At 64.8% G+C, this 18,696-nt stretch carries 17 protein-coding genes; 7 read left to right on the top strand and 10 right to left on the bottom strand.

Features of this window, described 5'->3' with window-relative positions:
• Positions 1-151: 151 nt before the first annotated feature.
• The 3 genes from DKM43_RS09260 to groL all read left to right on the top strand — a co-directional run bounded on the left by DKM43_RS09260 (position 152) and on the right by groL (position 3,699).
• Complete coding sequence (locus DKM43_RS09260) at positions 152-1,528, top strand: MATE family efflux transporter (RefSeq protein WP_109798215.1); 1,377 nt, start codon at positions 152-154, stop codon at positions 1,526-1,528.
• Positions 1,529-1,708: 180 nt separating this feature from the next.
• The gene (gene groES, locus DKM43_RS09255; protein WP_109798214.1) at positions 1,709-1,996 is read left to right on the top strand and encodes a co-chaperone GroES; all 288 of its coding nucleotides are present in this window, start codon (positions 1,709-1,711) and stop codon (positions 1,994-1,996) included.
• A 59-nt stretch (positions 1,997-2,055) separates the two neighbouring features.
• Positions 2,056-3,699, top strand: a complete 1,644-nt coding sequence (groL, locus tag DKM43_RS09250) for a chaperonin GroEL (protein ID WP_109798213.1) — start codon at positions 2,056-2,058, stop codon at positions 3,697-3,699.
• Positions 3,700-3,799: 100 nt separating this feature from the next.
• On the opposite strand, the gene DKM43_RS09245 is transcribed toward groL, so the two are convergent.
• The 6 genes from DKM43_RS09245 to DKM43_RS09220 all read right to left on the bottom strand — a co-directional run bounded on the left by DKM43_RS09245 (position 3,800) and on the right by DKM43_RS09220 (position 11,178).
• Complete coding sequence (locus DKM43_RS09245) at positions 3,800-4,339, bottom strand: GNAT family N-acetyltransferase (protein ID WP_407938492.1); 540 nt, start codon at positions 4,337-4,339, stop codon at positions 3,800-3,802.
• 29 nt (positions 4,340-4,368) lie between these two features.
• Positions 4,369-5,574: a DUF445 domain-containing protein gene (locus tag DKM43_RS09240; RefSeq protein ID WP_201739823.1), complete on the bottom strand. Its 1,206-nt coding sequence runs from the start codon at positions 5,572-5,574 to the stop codon at positions 4,369-4,371.
• 131 nt (positions 5,575-5,705) lie between these two features.
• Positions 5,706-8,912 (bottom strand): efflux RND transporter permease subunit, encoded by a 3,207-nt coding sequence (locus DKM43_RS09235; RefSeq protein ID WP_109798211.1) that lies wholly within the window; start codon positions 8,910-8,912, stop codon positions 5,706-5,708.
• Positions 8,913-8,921: 9 nt separating this feature from the next.
• Positions 8,922-10,094, bottom strand: coding sequence for an efflux RND transporter periplasmic adaptor subunit (locus DKM43_RS09230; protein ID WP_109798455.1), 1,173 nt, complete (start codon positions 10,092-10,094; stop codon positions 8,922-8,924).
• A gap of 444 nt (positions 10,095-10,538) precedes the next feature.
• Positions 10,539-10,838, bottom strand: a complete 300-nt coding sequence (gene sciP, locus DKM43_RS09225) for a CtrA inhibitor SciP (protein ID WP_109798210.1) — start codon at positions 10,836-10,838, stop codon at positions 10,539-10,541.
• A 1-nt stretch (position 10,839) separates the two neighbouring features.
• On the bottom strand, positions 10,840-11,178 hold the full coding sequence (locus DKM43_RS09220) for a hypothetical protein (RefSeq protein WP_145960493.1): 339 nt from the start codon (positions 11,176-11,178) through the stop codon (positions 10,840-10,842).
• 150 nt (positions 11,179-11,328) lie between these two features.
• Between DKM43_RS09220 and mnmA the strand changes: the two genes are divergently transcribed.
• A complete protein-coding gene (mnmA, locus tag DKM43_RS09215) occupies positions 11,329-12,471 on the top strand; it encodes a tRNA 2-thiouridine(34) synthase MnmA (protein ID WP_109798208.1) in 1,143 nt (380 codons plus the stop codon).
• Between the two features lie 55 nt (positions 12,472-12,526).
• Here the strand turns inward: mnmA and DKM43_RS09210 are convergent, their stop codons facing one another.
• Positions 12,527-12,907, bottom strand: coding sequence for a hypothetical protein (locus DKM43_RS09210; protein ID WP_201739822.1), 381 nt, complete (start codon positions 12,905-12,907; stop codon positions 12,527-12,529).
• A gap of 32 nt (positions 12,908-12,939) precedes the next feature.
• Here DKM43_RS09210 and DKM43_RS09205 point away from each other — a divergent pair, with 32 nt between their 5' ends.
• Complete coding sequence (locus tag DKM43_RS09205; protein ID WP_109798453.1) at positions 12,940-14,064, top strand: serine hydrolase domain-containing protein; 1,125 nt, start codon at positions 12,940-12,942, stop codon at positions 14,062-14,064.
• Here DKM43_RS09205 and DKM43_RS09200 read toward each other — a convergent pair.
• The 3 genes from DKM43_RS09200 to pdxH are packed head-to-tail and all read right to left on the bottom strand — an operon-like array spanning position 14,055 to position 16,488.
• The gene (locus tag DKM43_RS09200) at positions 14,055-14,876 is read right to left on the bottom strand and encodes a PhzF family phenazine biosynthesis protein (RefSeq protein WP_109798207.1); all 822 of its coding nucleotides are present in this window, start codon (positions 14,874-14,876) and stop codon (positions 14,055-14,057) included. The two genes, DKM43_RS09205 and DKM43_RS09200, sit on opposite strands and share 10 nt — an antisense overlap.
• Before the next feature lie 10 nt (positions 14,877-14,886).
• The gene (locus tag DKM43_RS09195) at positions 14,887-15,864 is read right to left on the bottom strand and encodes a cation diffusion facilitator family transporter (protein ID WP_109798206.1); all 978 of its coding nucleotides are present in this window, start codon (positions 15,862-15,864) and stop codon (positions 14,887-14,889) included.
• A 12-nt stretch (positions 15,865-15,876) separates the two neighbouring features.
• A complete protein-coding gene (gene pdxH / locus DKM43_RS09190; protein ID WP_109798205.1) occupies positions 15,877-16,488 on the bottom strand; it encodes a pyridoxamine 5'-phosphate oxidase in 612 nt (203 codons plus the stop codon).
• Between the two features lie 202 nt (positions 16,489-16,690).
• On the opposite strand from pdxH, the gene DKM43_RS09185 reads away from it, so the two are divergent.
• A complete protein-coding gene (locus DKM43_RS09185; protein ID WP_109798204.1) occupies positions 16,691-17,650 on the top strand; it encodes a DnaJ C-terminal domain-containing protein in 960 nt (319 codons plus the stop codon).
• Positions 17,651-18,667 carry a YihY/virulence factor BrkB family protein gene (locus DKM43_RS09180; protein ID WP_236632482.1) on the top strand — a complete coding sequence of 339 codons (1,017 nt, stop codon included), beginning with the start codon at positions 17,651-17,653 and terminating at the stop codon, positions 18,665-18,667.
• Positions 18,668-18,696 lie beyond the last annotated feature (29 nt).

Below are 18,696 nucleotides of genomic sequence, written 5' to 3'. Positions count from 1 at the left end.
CCCCGGCCGGTCAACACCATATCGGACCGGACATGATTTGTGACGCAGCCGCCGCAGCGCTGGCATCAAGCCGCAGCCTGCCGGCACATTCCGGCCAGTGCCCGAAACGCCGCTTTCCTTGCGCTAGCCGGCAGACTATGGCCCGCAGCCCATGTTCGAGAAGCCGCCTCACCGCTGGATCGACGAGTTGCGCGCGATGGTCCGCCTCGCCGCGCCGCTGGTCGGTGCCAATCTGCTACAGATGGCGGTCTGGGCGATCGACGTGGTCTTCATTGCACGGCTAGGACCGGAAGCCCTTGCCGCTTCCTCGCTCTCGGTCGCGCTGTTCGGGCTGCTGATCTGGAGCCTTACCGGCCTTGTCGGCGCGGCTTCCCCGCTGATCGCCGCCGAACTGGGCCAGCGCGCCCATGCCGTGCGCGAAGTGCGCCGCACCGTGCGCATGGCGGCATGGGCGGGCACGCTTGCCGCCCTTGTGGCCATGGGTATCTGCCTGATGGGCGGGCCATTGATGCGGCTGACCGGGCAGGAAGCGGGCGTCATCGCGCGCGCAGAGCCTTTCCTTGCCGTCCTCAGCCTGGCCGCAGTTCCCGCCGTGCTCGCCGCACTGCTGCGCACCGTGGTGGCAACGCTGGGGCGGCCTGCCATCGGCACAGCGATCACGGCCATGGCCGTGCTGGTCAACGCCCTGGGCAACTGGCTCTTCGTGTTCGGGAATCTGGGCGCGCCCGCACTGGGCCTGCAAGGCTCGGCCATTTCCAGCGTCATCACCAGCCTTGCCATGCTGACAGCCTTTGCGCTGGTGATCCGCCTCGACCGGCGGCTGCACCGCTATCGCCTGCTCGGACGCTGGTGGCGCGCCGAATGGCGGCGTCTGGCCGATGTGCTGCGTATTGGCTTGCCGATCTGCGGCACCATCATTGCCGAAGCAGGCATGTTCAACGGCGCGGCCTTCCTGATGGGCCGCATCGGCGAGGCCGAACTGGCAGGGCACACTGTGGCGCTGCAATTTGCGGCCATCGCCTTTCAGGTGCCGTTCGGGGTCGGTCAGGCCGCAACCATCCGCGTCGGGCTTGCCTTCGGCGCGCGCGATCATGCCGCCATTGCGCTTGCGGGCCGGGTGGCAACCCAGCTCGGCATCGGCTTCATGGTGTTGTCTGCCGCTGTCATGATCGCGTTTCCCTACCAGTTGCTGCAACTCTACATCGATCCGGCCGCGCCGCAGAACAGCCGCATGGTGGGCTTCGCCCTGCAATACATGCTCGTCGCCGCCGCCTTTCAGCTTTTCGATGGCGCGCAGGCCGTGGGTGCCAGCATGCTGCGCGGATTGCAGGATACGCGCGTGCCCATGGTCTTCGCGCTGTTCGGCTACTGGGTGCCCGGTGTCGGCACCGCTATGTGGCTCGGCCTGTTCACGCCGCTTGGCGGCCTTGGCGTGTGGATCGGGCTGCTGGTGGGCCTGATGTTCGTTGCAGGCATGATGCACTGGCGCTGGCGCAATCGCGCGCGGCTGGGATTGCTGCCCGCCTGAAGCGGCGGCGTCATGTGCGCCCGGCCGCGCATCGCGGCAAAACGATCCGTTCATCGCGGTGAAAAGATTCTGCGCCGCCCCCATTGACGCCCCTTTGCGCGCCACCCATATGCGGCGCGCTGGCACTCTCGGACAGAGAGTGCCAAGACCCGTTTTACAACTTGGAAGAGGGAGCAACCCATGACTTTCCGTCCGCTGCACGATCGCGTGCTCGTGCGCCGCGTCGAGGCCGAGGAAAAGACCGCCGGCGGGATCATCATTCCCGATAGCGCCAAGGAAAAGCCCGCCGAGGGCGAAATCGTCGCCGTTGGCGAAGGCACCCGTGACGACGACGGCGACCGTATCCCGCTCGACGTCAAGGTGGGTGATCGCGTGCTGTTCGGCAAGTGGTCCGGCACCGAAGTCAAGGTCGGTGGCGAAGACCTGCTCATCATGAAGGAATCGGACATCCTCGGCGTGATCGGCTGATCGGCCTGACGCACACCCGGATTTCCTGACACAACCCAAGACATTCAAAGGAACGAGAAATGGCTGCCAAGGACGTACGCTTTTCGCGCGACGCTCGTGAACGCATTCTGCGCGGCGTCGACATCCTCGCCGATGCGGTGAAGGTGACGCTCGGCCCCAAGGGCCGCAATGTCGTCATCGACAAGAGCTTCGGCGCCCCCCGCATCACCAAGGACGGCGTTTCGGTCGCCAAGGAAATCGAACTCAAGGACAAGTTCGAGAACATGGGCGCCCAGATGCTGCGCGAAGTGGCCTCGAAGGCCAACGACGCGGCCGGTGACGGCACCACCACCGCCACCGTGCTGGCTCAGGCGATCGTGCGCGAAGGCATGACCGCGGTTGCCGCCGGCATGAACCCGATGGATCTCAAGCGCGGCATCGACATCGCCGTCGGCAAGGTCGTCGAAAACCTCAAGGCCCGCTCGCAGCCGGTTGCCGGTTCGGCCGAAATCGCCCAGGTCGGCATCATCTCGGCCAATGGCGATACCGAAGTCGGCCAGAAGATCGCCGAAGCGATGGAAAAGGTCGGCAAGGAAGGCGTCATCACCGTGGAAGAGGCCAAGGGCCTCGAATTCGAACTCGATGTTGTCGAAGGCATGCAGTTCGACCGCGGCTACCTCTCGCCCTACTTCATCACCAACCCGGAAAAGATGACGGTCGAGCTGGAAAACCCCTACATCCTGATCCACGAGAAGAAGCTGTCGTCGCTCCAGCCGATGCTGCCGATCCTCGAAGCCGTGGTGCAGTCGGGCCGTCCGCTCCTCATCATCGCCGAAGACATCGAAGGCGAAGCGCTGGCAACCCTCGTGGTCAACAAGCTGCGTGGCGGCCTGAAGATCGCTGCCGTAAAGGCACCCGGCTTCGGCGATCGCCGCAAGGCCATGCTGGGCGACATCGCCACGCTGACCGCCGGTGAAATGATCTCCGAAGACCTCGGCATCAAGCTGGAGAACGTCACGCTCGCCATGCTCGGTCAGGCCAAGAAGGTCACGATCGACAAGGACAACACCACGATCGTTGACGGCGCCGGTTCGGCCGAAGACATCAAGGCCCGCGTCGAGCAGATCCGTGCGCAGATCGAAGTTACCACTTCGGACTACGACCGCGAAAAGCTGCAGGAGCGTCTGGCCAAGCTTGCTGGCGGCGTTGCCGTCATCAAGGTCGGCGGTGCGACCGAAGTCGAAGTGAAGGAGCGCAAGGACCGCGTGGACGACGCGCTGCACGCAACCCGCGCAGCCGTTGAAGAAGGCATTGTCCCCGGCGGCGGCACGGCGCTGCTCTATGCCACCAAGGCGCTTGACGGCCTCAAGGGTGCCAACGACGACCAGACCAAGGGCATCGACATCGTGCGCCGCGCGATCCAGGCCCCGATCCGTCAGATCGCTGCGAACGCAGGGCACGACGGTGCGGTCGTTGCCGGCAACCTGCTGCGCGAGAACGACGAAAACCAGGGCTTCAACGCCGCGACCGACACTTACGAAAACCTGAAGGCCGCCGGCGTGATCGACCCGACCAAGGTCGTGCGCACCGCGCTTCAGGATGCGGCTTCGGTCGCCGGTCTGCTGATCACCACCGAAGCGGCGATCAGCGAAAAGCCGGAAGACAAGCCCGCAATGCCCCCGATGGGTGGCGGCATGGGCGGCATGGGCGGCATGGACTTCTAAGTCCACGCGGCTCTGCCCGGAAAATCGGGGCCGGAGGGGAAACCTTCCGGCCCTTTTTCATGGAGGCGGGCATGCGCGGGAGCGGCCGTCTGGCCAAGGGTCAGCCAAGCCTCTCGAACAGGTCAACCTCGTCCGCTTCGCCAGTCTGCCGCGAAGCGTAGCGCACGAAACCCAGCCGCAGTGCGAGCGCCACCGATGCCGTGTTCGCCGGATCGATCATGCAGACGATGCGTTGCTTGCCCTTGGGGCGCTCCTGACCATCGGGGCGTGCATCACTCCTTCCGTGGGCCTGATCGAACCATTCAAGCACCGCGCGCATGGCTTCACCGGCATAGCCCTTGCCCCAGTGTTCGCGGGCGACGATCCAGCCCGCTTCGGGCACGTCATCCATGCCCTGACCGAACCCTCGCCACGAATGGAACACGCCCATCTGGCCGACGAAACTTCCGCTCGCACGCTCGTAGGCCAGAAACAGCCCGTATCCGTAAAGTTGCCATGATCCCGCGGCGCGCAGGGTTCGCGAGAACATGTCGGTCAGCGGATCATCAGGCTGGGGCCACAGATAACGGTGCACCGCGGGATCGGCCACCAGTTCATGCAGCACGACATGATCCCCGCGCTGCGGCATCCGCAGGCGCAGGCGCGGCGTGACGAGTTCGACCGCGCCGCTCAGAACAGCAGTCCCAGCGCGTGGAGGCCAAGGCCGACAAGCCCGCCGACGAGCGTTCCGTTGATCCGGATGAACTGCAAGTCGCGTCCGACCGCGCCTTCGATCCGGTCAGTCACGGTGCCGGCATCCCAGCGCTTCACCGTTTCCGACACCAGCCTGACGATCTGTCCGCCATAACGGGTCGCCAAGCCGATCAGCGTGCGCCGCACGAAGCGGTTGACCACCCTCTGCAGGCGCACATCGTGTTGCAAAGCCCGTCCCAGTTCGCCCATGCTGGCACCAAGCTGGCCGCCAAGCGCTCCTTGCGGATCGCGCACCATCTGCAAGAGGCGCAGGCGTCCCCGCTCCCACAAGGCATCAAGCCACCGCGCGAACGCGGGATTGGCAAGCAGTTCCAGCTTCATCCTTTCCACCTTGGCGCGTGTCGCCGGGTCGTGGACCAGATCGTGCGCAAGCGCGGCAAGACCATCCTCGATCTTGCGCCGCAGAGGATGATCGGGGATGACCAGCGTTTCCGCCAGCAGCTTGTAAACGCCTTCGAGAATGGCCTCGGCCAGTTTCTCGTCCAGCCCGGTCCAGCGCAGGATGGTATTGGCGCGCTCGTGGATCGTCGCCTTGATGAGCGGCTCGTTGGCCTCGATCGTTTCGGCGGTCTTGCGGATCAGGCTTTCGATCACCGGCATGTGGCGGCCATCGGCAATCGCCGCGCCAAGAAGCTGGCCCAGCAGCGGCGAGAGTTCGAGCCGTTCAAGCTGTCCGCGCAGCGCGCCCTTGGCAAGGCCGCCAAGCTGATCGGGATCAAGCGATTCGAGAATGTCGGCAACAAGGCCCGCCGCGCCATCGCCGATGCGCCCTTCGCCCTTGGCCGGATCGGCAAGAAAGGCTCCCGCCGCCGCAGCCGGGTTCACCGCGCCCATCCGGCGGGCAATGACCTGAGGAGTAAGGAAGTTGGTCTTGAGGAAAGCCGCCATCGAATCGGCAATGCGGTCCTTGTTCTCCGGAATGATCGCGGTGTGCGGAATGGGCAGGCCCAGCGGATGGCGGAACAGCGCCGTCACCGCAAACCAGTCGGCCAGCCCGCCGACCATGGCCGCCTCGGCAAAGGCCCGCACGAAACCCAGTGCAGGATGCAGCCCCTCGTTGATCCGGGAAACGACATAGACCGCCGCCATCGCCAGCAGGAGACAAGTGGCCACGATGCGCATGCGCCGGGCCCGGTCAGGCGCAATGGCCTGATGCCCCGTAGCAGTGCCGAGATCACGCAGGGCAAACCGTGTCGGCTCTGCCCGTCCCGCTGGCGGTCCCGCTGCTGAGGCAGGCTCGGAAGGGTGCGCGTTCACTCCGCAGCAATGGCCTCGCGCTCAGGCCCTGCCGCGGCTCCCGCTGCCGCCATTCCCGCCGCCTCCGGTCCGTCTGCCCGATCCGGTTCATGGCCAAGGACGTGGCGCGCCAGCCACGGGCCGATCCGCTTTTCCAGACCATCTGCCAGACTGAACCCGGCGGGCACGATCAGGAGCGTGAGCGCGGTCGAAAGCGTCAGCCCGCCGATCACGACAATTCCCATCGGCGCGCGCCAGCCGCCATCACCGCCCACGGCAACGGCAGTCGGGATCATGCCTGCCACCATTGCCACGGTCGTCATGATGATCGGCTGCGCCCGCTTGTGCCCGGCCTCGGTGATGGCCTCCAGCTTGTTCTTTCCGGTCGCCATCTCCTCAAGCGCGAAATCGATGAGCAGGATCGAGTTCTTGGCAACGATGCCGAAGAGCATGAGGATGCCGATGAACACCGGCAGCGACAGCGGCTGCCCAAGCGCGCCGATCGCCAGCAGGCCGCCAAGAGGCGCAAGGAACAGCGAGCCCATGTTGACGAGAGGCGAGATGAAGCGGTGGTAGAGCAGCACCAGCACCGAGAACACGAGCAGGATGCCCGATGCCACGGCGATGACGAAGTTCTTCATCAGTTCAGCCTGGAACTTGTCTTCGCCCGCCGCCGTGTTCGACACCCCCTGCGGCAGGTTCTTCATGATCGGCAGCTTCATGATCGCGGCCATGGCATCGCCCTTGACCACGCCCGGCGGCAGATCGGCACCAACGAATACGCGGCGGCTCTGGTTGTAGCGCTGGATCTGCGTCGGACCGGAGCCGAAGCCGATCTCGGCCACGCGCGACAGCGGCACCGAACCTCCCGTCGCCGTGGGCACGGGGAGGTTCTCGATGACCGAAAGGTCGCGCCGGGCGTTCTCCGGCAGCTTGACGCGGATCGGAACCTGCCGGTCCGAGAGCGAGAACTTGGCGCTGTTCTGGTCGATTTCGCCCTGGGTGGCGATGCGGATGACCTGGCTCAGCGCCTGGGTCGTGACGCCGAGATTGGCGGCAAGATCAAGCCGCGGCTTGATGATGACTTCGGGCCTGCGCAGGTCGGCGCTGATGCGCGGCGCCACCACCAGCTTCAGCTCGCTCATCTGCTCGACCAGCGTCTGCGCGGTCTTCTGCAGGAGCACGGGATCGGAACCGGCCAGCATGATGCTGATCGGCCGTCCCGAACCACCGCCCGGCCCGCTCGGTCCCTGAGACTGGAAGTTGACGCGCACGTCCGCCACCTGTTGCAGACGCGGCGTAAGCTGGCGTTCGAACTCAAGGCTTGATCGCACACGGTCCTTGCGCAGGTTGACATAGATGTTCGCCCGCGCCTCGCGCACGGAGGCAAGCTGGGATTCGACCTCCTGCTCCTTGGCCAGAATGTCGACGATCTCGGCCACCTTGCGTTCGGTCTGCTGAAGCGTGGTGCCGGGCACCATCTCGATCGTGACCGTGCTCGAATCGCTGTCGGTATCCGGAAAGAACTGCGCCGGGATCGAACCGAAGAGCACGAAGGTAAGCATGAGCGCACCGAAACCGATGCCCATCATCCACAGCCGGTGATCGCGCAGCCGGGCCATGAAGCGGCGCCGCGGATGCTGCGCGCGATAGGCTTCGGCCTTCGATGTGTCGAGCGACCAGCGCAGCACTTTCATGTAGCGGTCCATCCATGGCCCGCCACCATGCTCGGCCTCGCCATGCGACTTGAGGAAATAGGCCGCGACCATCGGCGTGATCATGCGCGCGACCAGCAGCGAGAACAGGACCGAAATCACCACGGTCAGGCCGAAGTTCTTGAAGAACTGGCCCGATACGCCCGGCATCAGCGCCACCGGGAAGAACACTGCCACGATCGAGAAGGTCGTGGCCACCACCGCCAGGCCAATCTCGTCGGCGGCATCGATCGCGGCCTGATAGGCGCTCTTGCCCATGCGCATGTGACGCACGATGTTCTCGATCTCGACGATGGCATCGTCGACCAGCACCCCTGCCACCAGACCAAGCGCGAGCAGCGACATCTGGTTGAGCGTGAAGCCCATCAGGTCGAGCACCCAGAACGTGGGGATCGAAGATAGCGGAATGGCAATGGCCGAAACGATCGTGGCCCGCCAGTCGCGCAGGAAGAAGAACACCACGATGACCGCCAGAACGGCCCCTTCGACCATGGCGTTCATCGAGGAGCGATACTGGTCCTTGGTATAGGTGACCGAGGTGAAGAGCAGTTCGAACTTGATGCGGCCGCCCTGCTCCTTCTCGATCTTCGCCATCTCCTTGAGCGCGCCTTCATAGACCGAGACATCGGATTCGCCCCGCGCGCGCGACATCGAAAAGGTGACAACAGGCCGCCCGTTGAACTTGGCGATGGATGTCAGCTCGCTGTAGGCGTCACGAACGTCGGCCACATCGGCAAGCCGCACGGTGCGTCCGCCGCCAAGCGTGATTTCCGTCTGGGAAAGATCATAGGCAGACCGGGCATTGCCCAGCACGCGCACCGACTGGCGCGAACCGGCCACCTCGGTGCGTCCGCCCGCGGCATTGATGTTCACCTGCCGCAGCGCCGCATTGATCTGGCTGGCCGTGACGCCCAGCGCCGCCATTCGCACCGGGTCCATGGTGACGGCAATTTCGCGGCTGACCCCGCCCGAACGGCTGACTTCGGCCATGCCCGGCACGGTCAGGAGACGCTTGGCAATCGTATCGTCGATGAACCATGAAAGCTGTTCCAGCGTCATGTCATCGGCAACGACCGCAAAATAGGCGATCGGGTTCGAGGAGGTTTCCACCTTGAACACGCGCGGTTCGAGAATGCCTTCGGGAAGGTCGGACCGGATCTGGTCGACCTGGTTCTTGACCTCGTTGACCGCGGCGTTGATGTCCTGCCCGATCTTGAACTGGACCTGCGTGGTGCTGCTGCCTTCGGAAGCAGTCGAGGTGAGGGTATCGACCCCTGCGATCGAGCGCACCGCCGATTCTACGCGCTGGGTGATCTGGTTCTCGATCTCGGTCGGCGCGGCGCCCGGCTGCGCAATCTGGACGATGACCACCGGAAACTCGATATCGGGCGTGTCCTGCACCTTCATCTGCATGAACGAGACGAGGCCCGCCAGCGTCAGCCCGATGAACAGGACGATCGGAACGACCGGATTGCGGATGCACCAGGCCGAGATGTTCTGGAAGTTCATGGTCTGCCCTTACTTGGCCATGACCGGCTGAACCTTGTCGCCCGGATTGAGGAAACCACCCGCCCTGAGCACGATGCGTTCGCGCCCGGTGATTCCTTCCAGCACGGCAATGCCCTTCTCGCTAACCTCACCGGTCTTGACCGGGCGGCGCTGCGCCTTGTTGTCATCTCCGATGACGTAAACATAGGTGCCCTTTTCGTCGCTCAGAATGGCCGATTCGGGCAGGAGCGGGGCGGTCACGACACCCGATTTCAGCCGGGCGCTGGCAAAACCGCCGGGGCGCAGCGCCGCATCATACCGCAGCGCGATGCGCGCCAGGCCCTCGCGCGTGTTCTGGTCGATGGTGGGGGAAATCTGCCAGACCTCGCCCGTGAACGAACGGTCCATGCCGACAGGCGTTACTTCGGCCACCGCGCCCACGCTGATCCGGGCGAGATCGGCCTCGGAAATCCTTGCGCGCATTTCCATCTGGCCTTCGCGCGCGATCGAAAAGAGCACGCCCGCGCCGGGACTGACGATCTGGCCCGGCTCGGCAGCGCGAGTCAGAACCAGCCCTGCCGCTGGCGCCACGATGTTGAGGCGCGCGGTGCGCTCGCGCAGTTCGCCCAGCCCCGCGCGCGCCACGCCGACACGCGCCACGGCCGCATCGCGGGTGGCGGTAAGACGATCGACATCGGCCTTCGATATGAAGCCCCGCTCAACCAGCTTGAGCGCACGATCCAGATTGGCCTGCGCCAGACGGGCATCGGCCGCAGCCACCTCGACATTGGCGGCCTGGCTGGCAATCTGCTGCGTCTGGACGGCACGGTCGATAACCGCAAGCACCTGCCCGGCCCTCACCCAGTCGCCCGCATCGACGAGCACCTGGACCACCCGCCCGCCTTCACCGGCAACGCCTACCGGCATTTCACGCCGCGCGGCGATGGTGCCGCTGGCGTTTATCATGCCGGCAATCGTCGTCTGGCCCGGCACGACGACGGTCACGACCTGCGCCTGCGCCTTCGCGGCTGAATCATCCGCGCCAGAGGGACCGTGCATGAAATACCAGACGCCGACGAGCACGGCAAGGACACCCAGCGCAATCAGCGCATTGCGGCGCAGGGACGACCTGTCCAGACCCTCGCTTTCGAAAGCGCGGACAGCATCGGCACTGGCGGGATCAATCGTTGTCTCGTAGTTCATCTGTTTCACCGCCTTCGCTCCGCGTCTGAACCCCGCCTTTGCCAGCATCCTCGCCATCTCAGGCAACACCGGCTACCGGGCCGCTTACCGGGCCGTTTACTGGACCAACGCAGGAGCGAGGGCTGCCCCCTTCTTTTTCCCGAACAGGTGTATCACACAGTCAATTCGCTGCCGCAACACTGCGACCCTGCAGTCCTGACATGTCAGGCAGAAGCAATAGACCCCGTTCCGACGAGGTGCAATTCTGCCTCGACGAAGGACTTACGCCGAAATGAAGCGGCGTGTCATTTCGGCATCTGTAACTTTATGTATCACTGCGGCGCGCGCCAACTGCTTTGCGGAGTTAGCCCTTCGGCAAGGCAGGGCAAAAGATGCCCCAAAGAACAACGGCCGCCTCCCGAAGGAAGCGGCCGCCGCGGATGGAGCCTGAAGGAAAGGCTGAAATCAGTATTTGAGCTGGCGCTCGTAGAGATCGCGGTAATGCTGGATCCGGGTCACGCGCAGGCCCTGCATCCCGGAGCGGTCAACCGCTCGCTGCCACGAGGCAAACTCTTCCAGCGTCAGGCCGTAGCGCTCGCAGACCTCATCGATCGTCAGCAGGCCGCCATTGACAGCCGCGACGACCTCGGCCTTGCGCCGGACGACCCAGCGCGTCGTGTTCGGCGGAGGCAGGTTCTCCAGCGTGAGCGGCTCGCCAAGAGGGCCAATCACCTGAGCCGGGCGGATTTTCTGGTTCTCGATCATCTCAGTCTCGTGCTTCGGCGTGGCCCGTCCGCGCCACGTTCGGTGTGCCCGCAGTTCTGGCAAGATTGTCTTTGCCATTCGCTGAAAGGGTAGGGTTAACAGGCTGTTCACACCTTGGAGATTGCGCCGAAGCGCCCGAAATCAGGGTTGCCATGAAACGTGCGGTGGCATGATCGAAGCTTGCGCCCGACACCTCGCCCGCCTGCTCGCGATCAGTCGCAAGGGCGCGGCGCAGATCCTGCATCGCGGTGATCTGCGCGCAAAGGCCATGCCAGCTCAGCGGGCGCAGGCCGGTTGCAGAAGTGGCCGGGCCGAAGGCGGCGGGATCGGTGAAGCTCATGTCCATCACCACCTTTCCTAAACCCCAGAAGGCTAAGGTCCGGTAAAGGCCGCAATTACCTTTTGTTCAGTCGGCATTTTGTGCGATGCGCGCGTGCCGCGGTGCGCGCAGATTTTGCGCTTGCGCGGGATTCGGCCTAAAGCGCGCGCCATGATCTCTGCCGCCACCTGTCCAGACCTGTTCGATCTTCCCGCGCCGATCTCTGAAAGGCGTATCGTCGTTGCCATGTCTGGCGGGGTCGACAGTTCGGTCGTGGCGGGAATCGCGGCGGCGAGCGGGGCCGAAGTGATCGGCATTACCCTCCAGCTTTACGATTATGGCGCGGCCACCGGCCGCAAGGGTGCCTGCTGCGCCGGAGACGACATCCGCGATGCGCGCGCCGTGGCCGATCGCCTCGGTATCGCGCATTATGTCTTCGATCACGAATCCAGCTTCCGCGAGGAGGTGGTGGAACGCTTCGCCGACGAATACCTGAGCGGGCGCACCCCCATTCCCTGCATCCGCTGCAACATGGGGCCGAAGTTCACCGATCTGCTGGCCATGGCCCGTGAACTGGGTGCCGATTGCCTTGCCACGGGCCACTATGTGCAGCGAATCGTCGGCGTCCACGGGCCGGAACTGCATCGCGCGGCCGATCCCGCGCGCGATCAGTCCTACTTTCTCTATGGCACGACCGAAGAGCAGCTTGCCTTCCTGCGCTTTCCCCTTGGCGGCCTGCCCAAGACCGAAACCCGGCGTATGGCCGAGGAAATGGGCCTTGCGGTTGCCGCCAAGCCCGACAGTCAGGACATCTGCTTCGTGCCGGATGGCGACTATGCAAAGATCGTCCGCAGCGTGCGCCCCGAAGCCGACGCTCCCGGCGAGATCGTGCACGCCGCCACCGGCGAGGTTATGGGCCAGCACAGGGGCATCATCCACTATACCGTGGGCCAGCGGCGCGGCCTCGAAATCGGCGGGCAGGCAGAGCCGCTCTATGTCGTCGGGCTGGATGCCCCCGCCCGGCGTGTTCTGGTCGGCCCGCGGGTGATGCTGGCCGTGGGAAGCGCGCGGATTACCGAAACCAACCGCATCGGCCCCCTTCCCGCAGGATCGCTGATGGCCAAGGTCCGCTCGCTCGCAAAGCCGGTGCCGATCAGCCTTGAAGGCGCGCTGGGCGATGGGCAGAGCGTCACGATCCGCTTTGCCCAGCCCGAATATGGCGTCGCGCCGGGACAGGCGGCGGTGATCTATGCCGGTGACAGGGTGGTGGGCGGCGGCTGGATCGATTCGACCGAACGCTGGTCGGAAGGCTGAAGCTCAAACCAGCAATTGCAACAGAGAGCCGGAGGTAAAGTGGCGCCAGCCCCGATCAGGGCGCACCCTTCTCCCACGGCTCCAGCACACAGCCCCAGCCTTCGCGATAGGTTGCTGTCTGGCCGAAGAGCAGGGCGAACCGCGCCGTGACCGATTTGCTCTGCCGGTCCTCGCTCAGCGTGACCAGTTCCATGCCCGGCTCGAAGTCCTTGCGGCAATCGGCAAGATCGCGTCCGCCCGCATAACGGCACGAACATGCCACCCGCGCGCCATAACTGGTGCCGGTCAGGGCAAAGCTGCGGAGCGTCGGCCAGAAGGCGGCAAGCGCCAGCGCCGCCATGGCGAACAGGACAATCAGAACGCGCGGCCACTTGCGCCGCTTCGGTGCAATCGTGAGGGACGCAGTTGTGGGGGAACTGTTGTTGCCGGTTGCCATCTGTGCCGATTCTGATTGAAAGCACTGGCCTCATGGCCCGTCGCTTGCTACCCCTTATCGTGTCGCTGGCACTGGTTCCAGCCCTTGCCTCCTGCTCGCATGGGGATGCCCCCCCGCCCGGTCCGCCGCCGCTTTCGGCAGAAGCGCTGGCGGCAGTGGATGAAAAGCCCGGCACGAACCGCGAAAAGCTGGCCCGCGCCATCGATGCGCTCTTTGCCGCAGAAAAGGGCGAAACGCGCGCCGTCATCGTCATGCAGGGCGGGCGGATCGTCGCGGAACGCTATGCTCCCGGCTATCACGAAAACACCCGCTTCGTGAGCTGGTCGATGGCCAAGAGCATCACCGGGGTCATGATCGGGATGCTGGTTTCCGACGGGCGGCTGCGGCTTGATGAAACGGCCCCCGTCCCGGCGTGGCAGCGCCCCGGCGATCCCCGCGGCGAAATTACCCTGCGCCAGCTTCTGCAGATGCGATCCGGCCTCAGGCATTCGGAAGCCATCACCCCGGTTTACCGGTCGGATGAAGTGCGGATGCTGTTCCTTGATGGCCGTGACGACATGGCGCGCTATGCCGAAGAGCAGCCGCTGGAGGCCGAACCGGGCCGCAAGTTCGAATATTCGACCGCCAGCAGCGTTATTCTGGCCGATCTGGCGGCGCGCGTGCTGGCTCCGGCACCCGATGCGGAAAGCCGCCGCGAGGCTGTTTCCGACTATTTGCGCACCCGCCTGTTCGAACCGGCCGGAATGAAATCGATGCTGCCTGAGTTCGATGCCGCCGGAACGCTTGTCGGCGGGTCGCTGATTCATGGCACCGCGCGCGACTGGGCGCGCTTTGGCGAGTTCCTGCGCAACAAGGGCTCGGTCAAGGGAGCGCAGATCATCCCGCGCCAGTGGATCGACTTCATGGTCTCCCCCTCCCCGCGCGAGGCGCAATACGGTGCGCAGATCTGGCTGAACCGCCCGCCCACAGCCGGAAAGCCCGCGCTGTTTCCGGATCGCGGGCCAAGGGATCTGTTTGCCTGCATCGGACACCTTGGCCAGTATGTGCTGGTCAGCCCCTCGCGCAAGCTCACGGTCGTGCGGCTCGGCAAGACGCAGGACGACCGGCTGGACGGCGTGGTCGATGCGCTGGCCGATGTGGTGGCTCTCTATCGATAGGGCAACCTGAACAACCCTTCGACCACGGTCACGCAATTGCCGCCCAGCAGAACACGGTCTCCTTCGAGACGGCAGACGAAATCAGCACCACGTGCGGATGCCTGATGGGCCGTGAACTTCGTTCGCCCAAGTTTGCTTGCCCAATACGGGGTGAGCGCGGCATGGGCCGAACCGGTTGCAGCATCTTCGTCGATCCCACCACCGGGCACGAAAACGCGGCTGACGATGTCTGCTCCAGATGCATGCCCCTCTCCGCGTGCAGTGGCGATGAACTGTGTCACGCCAAATCGCATCAAGGCATTGAAATCGGGGGAAAGGGCAAGAACGTCGTCAGGCGTGGCATAACGCAATATGGTGTAGCCATCGCACTGCCACACTTCCGCAGGCCGTTCAGTGCCAAGCAGGGGCACGGCTTCGTCGAACGCTCCTGGCGCGGTCGCGACGGCAGGCAGAGACAGCACATAACGGTCACCGTCGCGCGATACCTCAAGAACACCTGCCTTGCGGGTCGAGAATGTCACGCGCTCGCGTAGCGGCTCCTGCACCAGAACGACATGCCCCGACGCGAGCGTGGCATGACCGCACATCGCGACTTCCACGGCTGGGGTGAACCAGCGCAGTTCAAAGTCTGCCAGACCGGTGCGGTCCGGCACCAGAAACGCCGTTTCGGCAAACATGTTCTCGGCGCCGATGGCTTGAAGTGCCTCATCGTTCGGCCACGCCTCAAGTATCATCACGGCAGCCTGATTGCCGCCCAAGGGGCGGGCGGTGAAGGCGTCGACGTGATAATACGGCACTCTCGGACTTGTCATGCGCTGGTCCTCACCGGTTAGGCGCACCTTGGGCAGCAATGGCAGGGCTGGCGCGGTCCGGACCGGGGTGGAGCAGATTTTCCGCACCCATCAGATCCTCGTCGACCAGCCCTTCGGGGTCGGGATGAATAAGGATCTCGACGCCGGGAAACTCGGCCATGAGCTTGTCCTCAATCTCGTCCATGACCTCGTGCGCCTGCGTCACCGTCATGTTGCCATCGACCCAGAGGTGGAACTGCACGAAATCGCGATTGCCGCTGGTGCGCGTGCGCAGATCATGGATCCCTTTCAGTTCAGGATGACGGGCGACGACTTCGAGAAAGCGTTCGCGCTTTTCCAGCGGCCATTCCCGGTCCATCAACTGGTGCACCGCCTCCTGCGAAGCGCCCCATGCGCCCCAGCCCAGCCACAGCGCGATGCCGAAGGCAAAGACCGCATCCGCGCCTCTGATGCCGGCCCAGACATCCAGCGCGAGCGCTGCGATGACGGCAAGGTTAAGGTAGAGGTCCGACTTGTAGTGGACGTTGTCGGTGCTGATCGCGAGACTGCCGGTCTGCCGGATCACATGGCGCTGATAGGCCAACAGGGCCAGCGTCGCCACCATGGCCAGCGCCGAAACGGCAACACCCGTCTCGGCTTCGGCCACCTGCGCCTTGCCGAAGAACTGGCCGATGGAGCGATAGGCAATGCCGATGGCGGAGATCGAGATCAGCACCACCTGGAACATGGCCGCCAGAGCCTCGGCCTTGCCATGTCCGAAACGGTGATTGTGATCGTCCGGCTGCGACGCGATCCAGACGCCCAGCAGGGTGGCAATGCTGGCCACCAGATCGAGCGCGGTATCGGCAAGGCTGCCGAGCATTGCGGACGAGCCGGTCGAAAAGACGGCCCACAGTTTCATCCCGGACAGAAGCAGGGCCACCGAAATGCTGGCAAGCGCCGCCTTGCGGTTCAGATCGGCATGGGAATCGGCGCGGGTCATGTCCATGGGCCGGTTCCCTTACGGGTAAAGCAGGCTGCTGGTCCACACGCCAGCACCATCCGCCACGAAGCGGCGGCGTTCGTGAAGACGATAGTCTCGGTCTTGCCAGAACTCGATCGCTACCGGCGCCACCCGGTAGCCCGACCAATGCGCAGGGCGCGGAACATTTCCATCGGGATACTGCGCCCGCAGCGCAGCCACCCGGTCAAGATAGGTCTGTCGGTCGGCCAGGGGGCGCGACTGGTCGGATGCGGCCGATCCAAGACGCGATTCGGGGTGGCGGCTGGCAAAATAGGCATCGGCCTCTGCCGCGCTCACTTCCCGGACGGGGCCTTCGATGCGGATCTGGCGGCGCAGCGACTTCCAGTGAAACAGCAGCGCCACATGGGGATTGCGCGCCAGTTCCCCGCCCTTGCGACTGTGGAAATTGGTATAGAACACGAAGCCTTCCGGGCCATGTCCCTTCAGCAGCACCATGCGCAGCGAGGGCAGCCCGTCCGGCGTTGCGGTGGCAAGCGCCATGGCGTTGGGATCGTTCGGCTCGGTCTTCCGCGCTTCGGCAAACCAGGCATCGAAGATCGCGAAGGGATCGGCGTGGGGAATTGCATCGGCGCTATGGTCGGTTGTCACGGGTCTTTCCTGAGGGCGTCTTGCCTGAAGGTAGGTGGCCCCACAATGGTAGGGTCTGAAGATGCATCGAGGGGCGCAGGATTGGCGCACCCGCCCGAAGCGGCAATGACCGGGATCAATTGCGCCGGCCTCGCATACTCCTCTTGCCTGCAACAGGAAAGCCAACCTTGCGGGCAGGGCCTGCAAATCCTAGCTTGTCGGCATGGCTGATCCATATTCCATTCTGGGAGTCCCGCGCAGCGCGAGCGAGAAGGACATCAAGTCCGCCTATCGCAAGCTGGCAAAGGAACTCCATCCGGATACCAACAAGGACAACCCTGCGGCGGCGGAGCGCTTTTCGGAAGTGACGCGCGCCTACGATCTCCTGTCCGACAAGGACAAGCGAGCGAAGTTCGACCGGGGCGAGATCGACGCCGATGGCAACCCGACCGGCCCCTTTGCCGGAGGCGGCTTCGCAGGAGGTGGCTTTGGCGGCGGATTTCGCGGCACGCAGGGCGGATTTCGCCACGATGGCGGGTTCGAAGGCGGCGCCGGGCCGGAAGGCATCGACATTGGCGATATTTTCGAGGGCCTGTTTGGCGGGCGTGGCGGTATGGGCGGCATGGGTGGCATGGGCGCAGGTGCGCGCCGCGGCCCGCCGCCACGGGGCGCCAACGTCAGCTACCGGCTGAAGGTTTCGTTCGTCGATGCGGCAACCCGCGCAAACCAGCGCATCACCCTGTCCGATGGCAAGACGATCGACCTCAAGCTGCCGGCCGGCCTTGAGAACGGCCAGCAGATGCGGCTTGCCGGCAAGGGTGAACCCGGCCCCGGCGGCAACGGCGATGCCATTGTCACCATCGAGATCGGCGGCCATCCGTTCTACGAGCGCGATGGCGACAATATCCGGCTCGATCTGCCGATCAGCCTTGCCGAGGCGGTCCACGGCGCGAAGGTGAAAGTGCCGACCGTCGATGGTCCGGTCATGCTCACCGTCGCGCCCGGCAGTTCGAGCGGCCGAACCCTGCGCCTCAAGGGCAAGGGCTTCACCCGCAAGGACGGCACACGCGGCGATCAGCTCGTAACGCTCCAGATCGATCTTCCCGCCGATGACGCCGATCTCAAGGCCCGGCTCGAAGGCTGGCAGGATCTGCGCAACCTGCGCGGCAAGCTTGGTGTGTGAATGAGCGGACACGGCGCGTCCCCCGGCCCGTCCCTGCCGGGTGACGATGCGCGCGTGCTGCTGGAAATGCCCGATCTTTCGCCTGAGGCGCGGCGCCGCGCCGCACGGCGCGGCACGCCTGCCGCCCCGCCATGGCCCCAAGGTGCGGGCAGGGTGCACCGCTGGTTCGCGCAGGCACGAACCGTGATCGTGCGCGTGGCTACCGGCGCCTTCAATGATGGCACCATCCACGCGGGCAATCTTGCCTACATGGTGGTGATCGCGCTCTTTCCCTTCTTCATCACTGCCGCTGCTCTGTTTTCCGCGCTGGGCGAGCCCGGCCAGCGTGCCGCCGCGATCGACACGGTGCTGGTGGCCCTGCCACCCGTGGTTGCCGCCACGATCGAGCCTGTGGCCCGCAGCGTGATCGAGGCGCGCACGGGCTGGCTGCTATGGATCGGCGCGCTGGTGGGGCTGTGGACGGCAAGCAGCCTGATCGAGACGATTCGCGACATCCTGCGCCGCGCCTATGGAACGCGCTGGGAACATGCCCTGTGGCGTTATCGGCTGGCATCGGCGGGAATCACCCTTGCCTCGGTCATGCTGATCCTGCTGGCAATCTTCGCGCAGGTGCTGATCGGTGCGGTGCAGGAAGTGATCGGCGCGTGGCTGCCGGATTTCACCGATCTCGTGCAGCAGCTTGCACTTACCCGCTTCATCCCTGCGGTCGTTCTCTATGGTGCGCTGTGGCTCCTGTTCATCTCGCTGACCCCCGGCGCCTATCGCGGCCGGGAATATCCCAAGTGGCCCGGCGCACTTTTCGTCACGCTCTGGTGGATCGGCGTGACCACGGCGCTTCCGGTCGCGCTGCGCACCATTTTCACCTATGACCTGACCTATGGCAGCCTTGCCGGAATCATGATCGCCCTTTTCTTTTTCTGGCTGGTCGGCTTAGGGATGGTGGTGGGAGCCGAACTCAACGCAGCGCTGGCCGAAACACCCGAAGAGCGCAGCCTGCGGAGACGACAGGAACAATGACAACGCACGCGCCGGGCGGGTGCGCGCAG

Source organism: Novosphingobium meiothermophilum (genome assembly GCF_003171715.1).
GTDB classification, from domain to species: domain Bacteria; phylum Pseudomonadota; class Alphaproteobacteria; order Sphingomonadales; family Sphingomonadaceae; genus Novosphingobium; species Novosphingobium meiothermophilum.
Note: the sequence above shows the minus strand (reverse complement) of the source record. Positions and strands in the feature narration are given on the sequence as shown.

Bases quoted from the DNA above. Each gene is read 5' to 3' on its own strand.
- DKM43_RS09260 (WP_109798215.1), top strand. From the start codon at position 152: ATGTTCGAGAAGCCGCCTCACCGCTGGATCGACGAGTTGCGCGCGATG.
- groES (WP_109798214.1), top strand. From the start codon at position 1,709: ATGACTTTCCGTCCGCTGCACGATCGCGTGCTCGTGCGCCGCGTCGAG.
- groL (WP_109798213.1), top strand. From the start codon at position 2,056: ATGGCTGCCAAGGACGTACGCTTTTCGCGCGACGCTCGTGAACGCATT.
- DKM43_RS09240 (WP_201739823.1), bottom strand. From the start codon at position 5,574: ATGCGCATCGTGGCCACTTGTCTCCTGCTGGCGATGGCGGCGGTCTAT.
- DKM43_RS09235 (WP_109798211.1), bottom strand. From the start codon at position 8,912: ATGAACTTCCAGAACATCTCGGCCTGGTGCATCCGCAATCCGGTCGTT.
- DKM43_RS09230 (WP_109798455.1), bottom strand. From the start codon at position 10,094: ATGAACTACGAGACAACGATTGATCCCGCCAGTGCCGATGCTGTCCGC.
- sciP (WP_109798210.1), bottom strand. From the start codon at position 10,838: ATGATCGAGAACCAGAAAATCCGCCCGGCTCAGGTGATTGGCCCTCTT.
- DKM43_RS09220 (WP_145960493.1), bottom strand. From the start codon at position 11,178: ATGAGCTTCACCGATCCCGCCGCCTTCGGCCCGGCCACTTCTGCAACC.
- mnmA (WP_109798208.1), top strand. From the start codon at position 11,329: ATGATCTCTGCCGCCACCTGTCCAGACCTGTTCGATCTTCCCGCGCCG.
- DKM43_RS09210 (WP_201739822.1), bottom strand. From the start codon at position 12,907: ATGGCAACCGGCAACAACAGTTCCCCCACAACTGCGTCCCTCACGATT.
- DKM43_RS09205 (WP_109798453.1), top strand. From the start codon at position 12,940: ATGGCCCGTCGCTTGCTACCCCTTATCGTGTCGCTGGCACTGGTTCCA.
- DKM43_RS09200 (WP_109798207.1), bottom strand. From the start codon at position 14,876: ATGACAAGTCCGAGAGTGCCGTATTATCACGTCGACGCCTTCACCGCC.
- DKM43_RS09195 (WP_109798206.1), bottom strand. From the start codon at position 15,864: ATGGACATGACCCGCGCCGATTCCCATGCCGATCTGAACCGCAAGGCG.
- DKM43_RS09185 (WP_109798204.1), top strand. From the start codon at position 16,691: ATGGCTGATCCATATTCCATTCTGGGAGTCCCGCGCAGCGCGAGCGAG.
- DKM43_RS09180 (WP_236632482.1), top strand. From the start codon at position 17,651: ATGAGCGGACACGGCGCGTCCCCCGGCCCGTCCCTGCCGGGTGACGAT.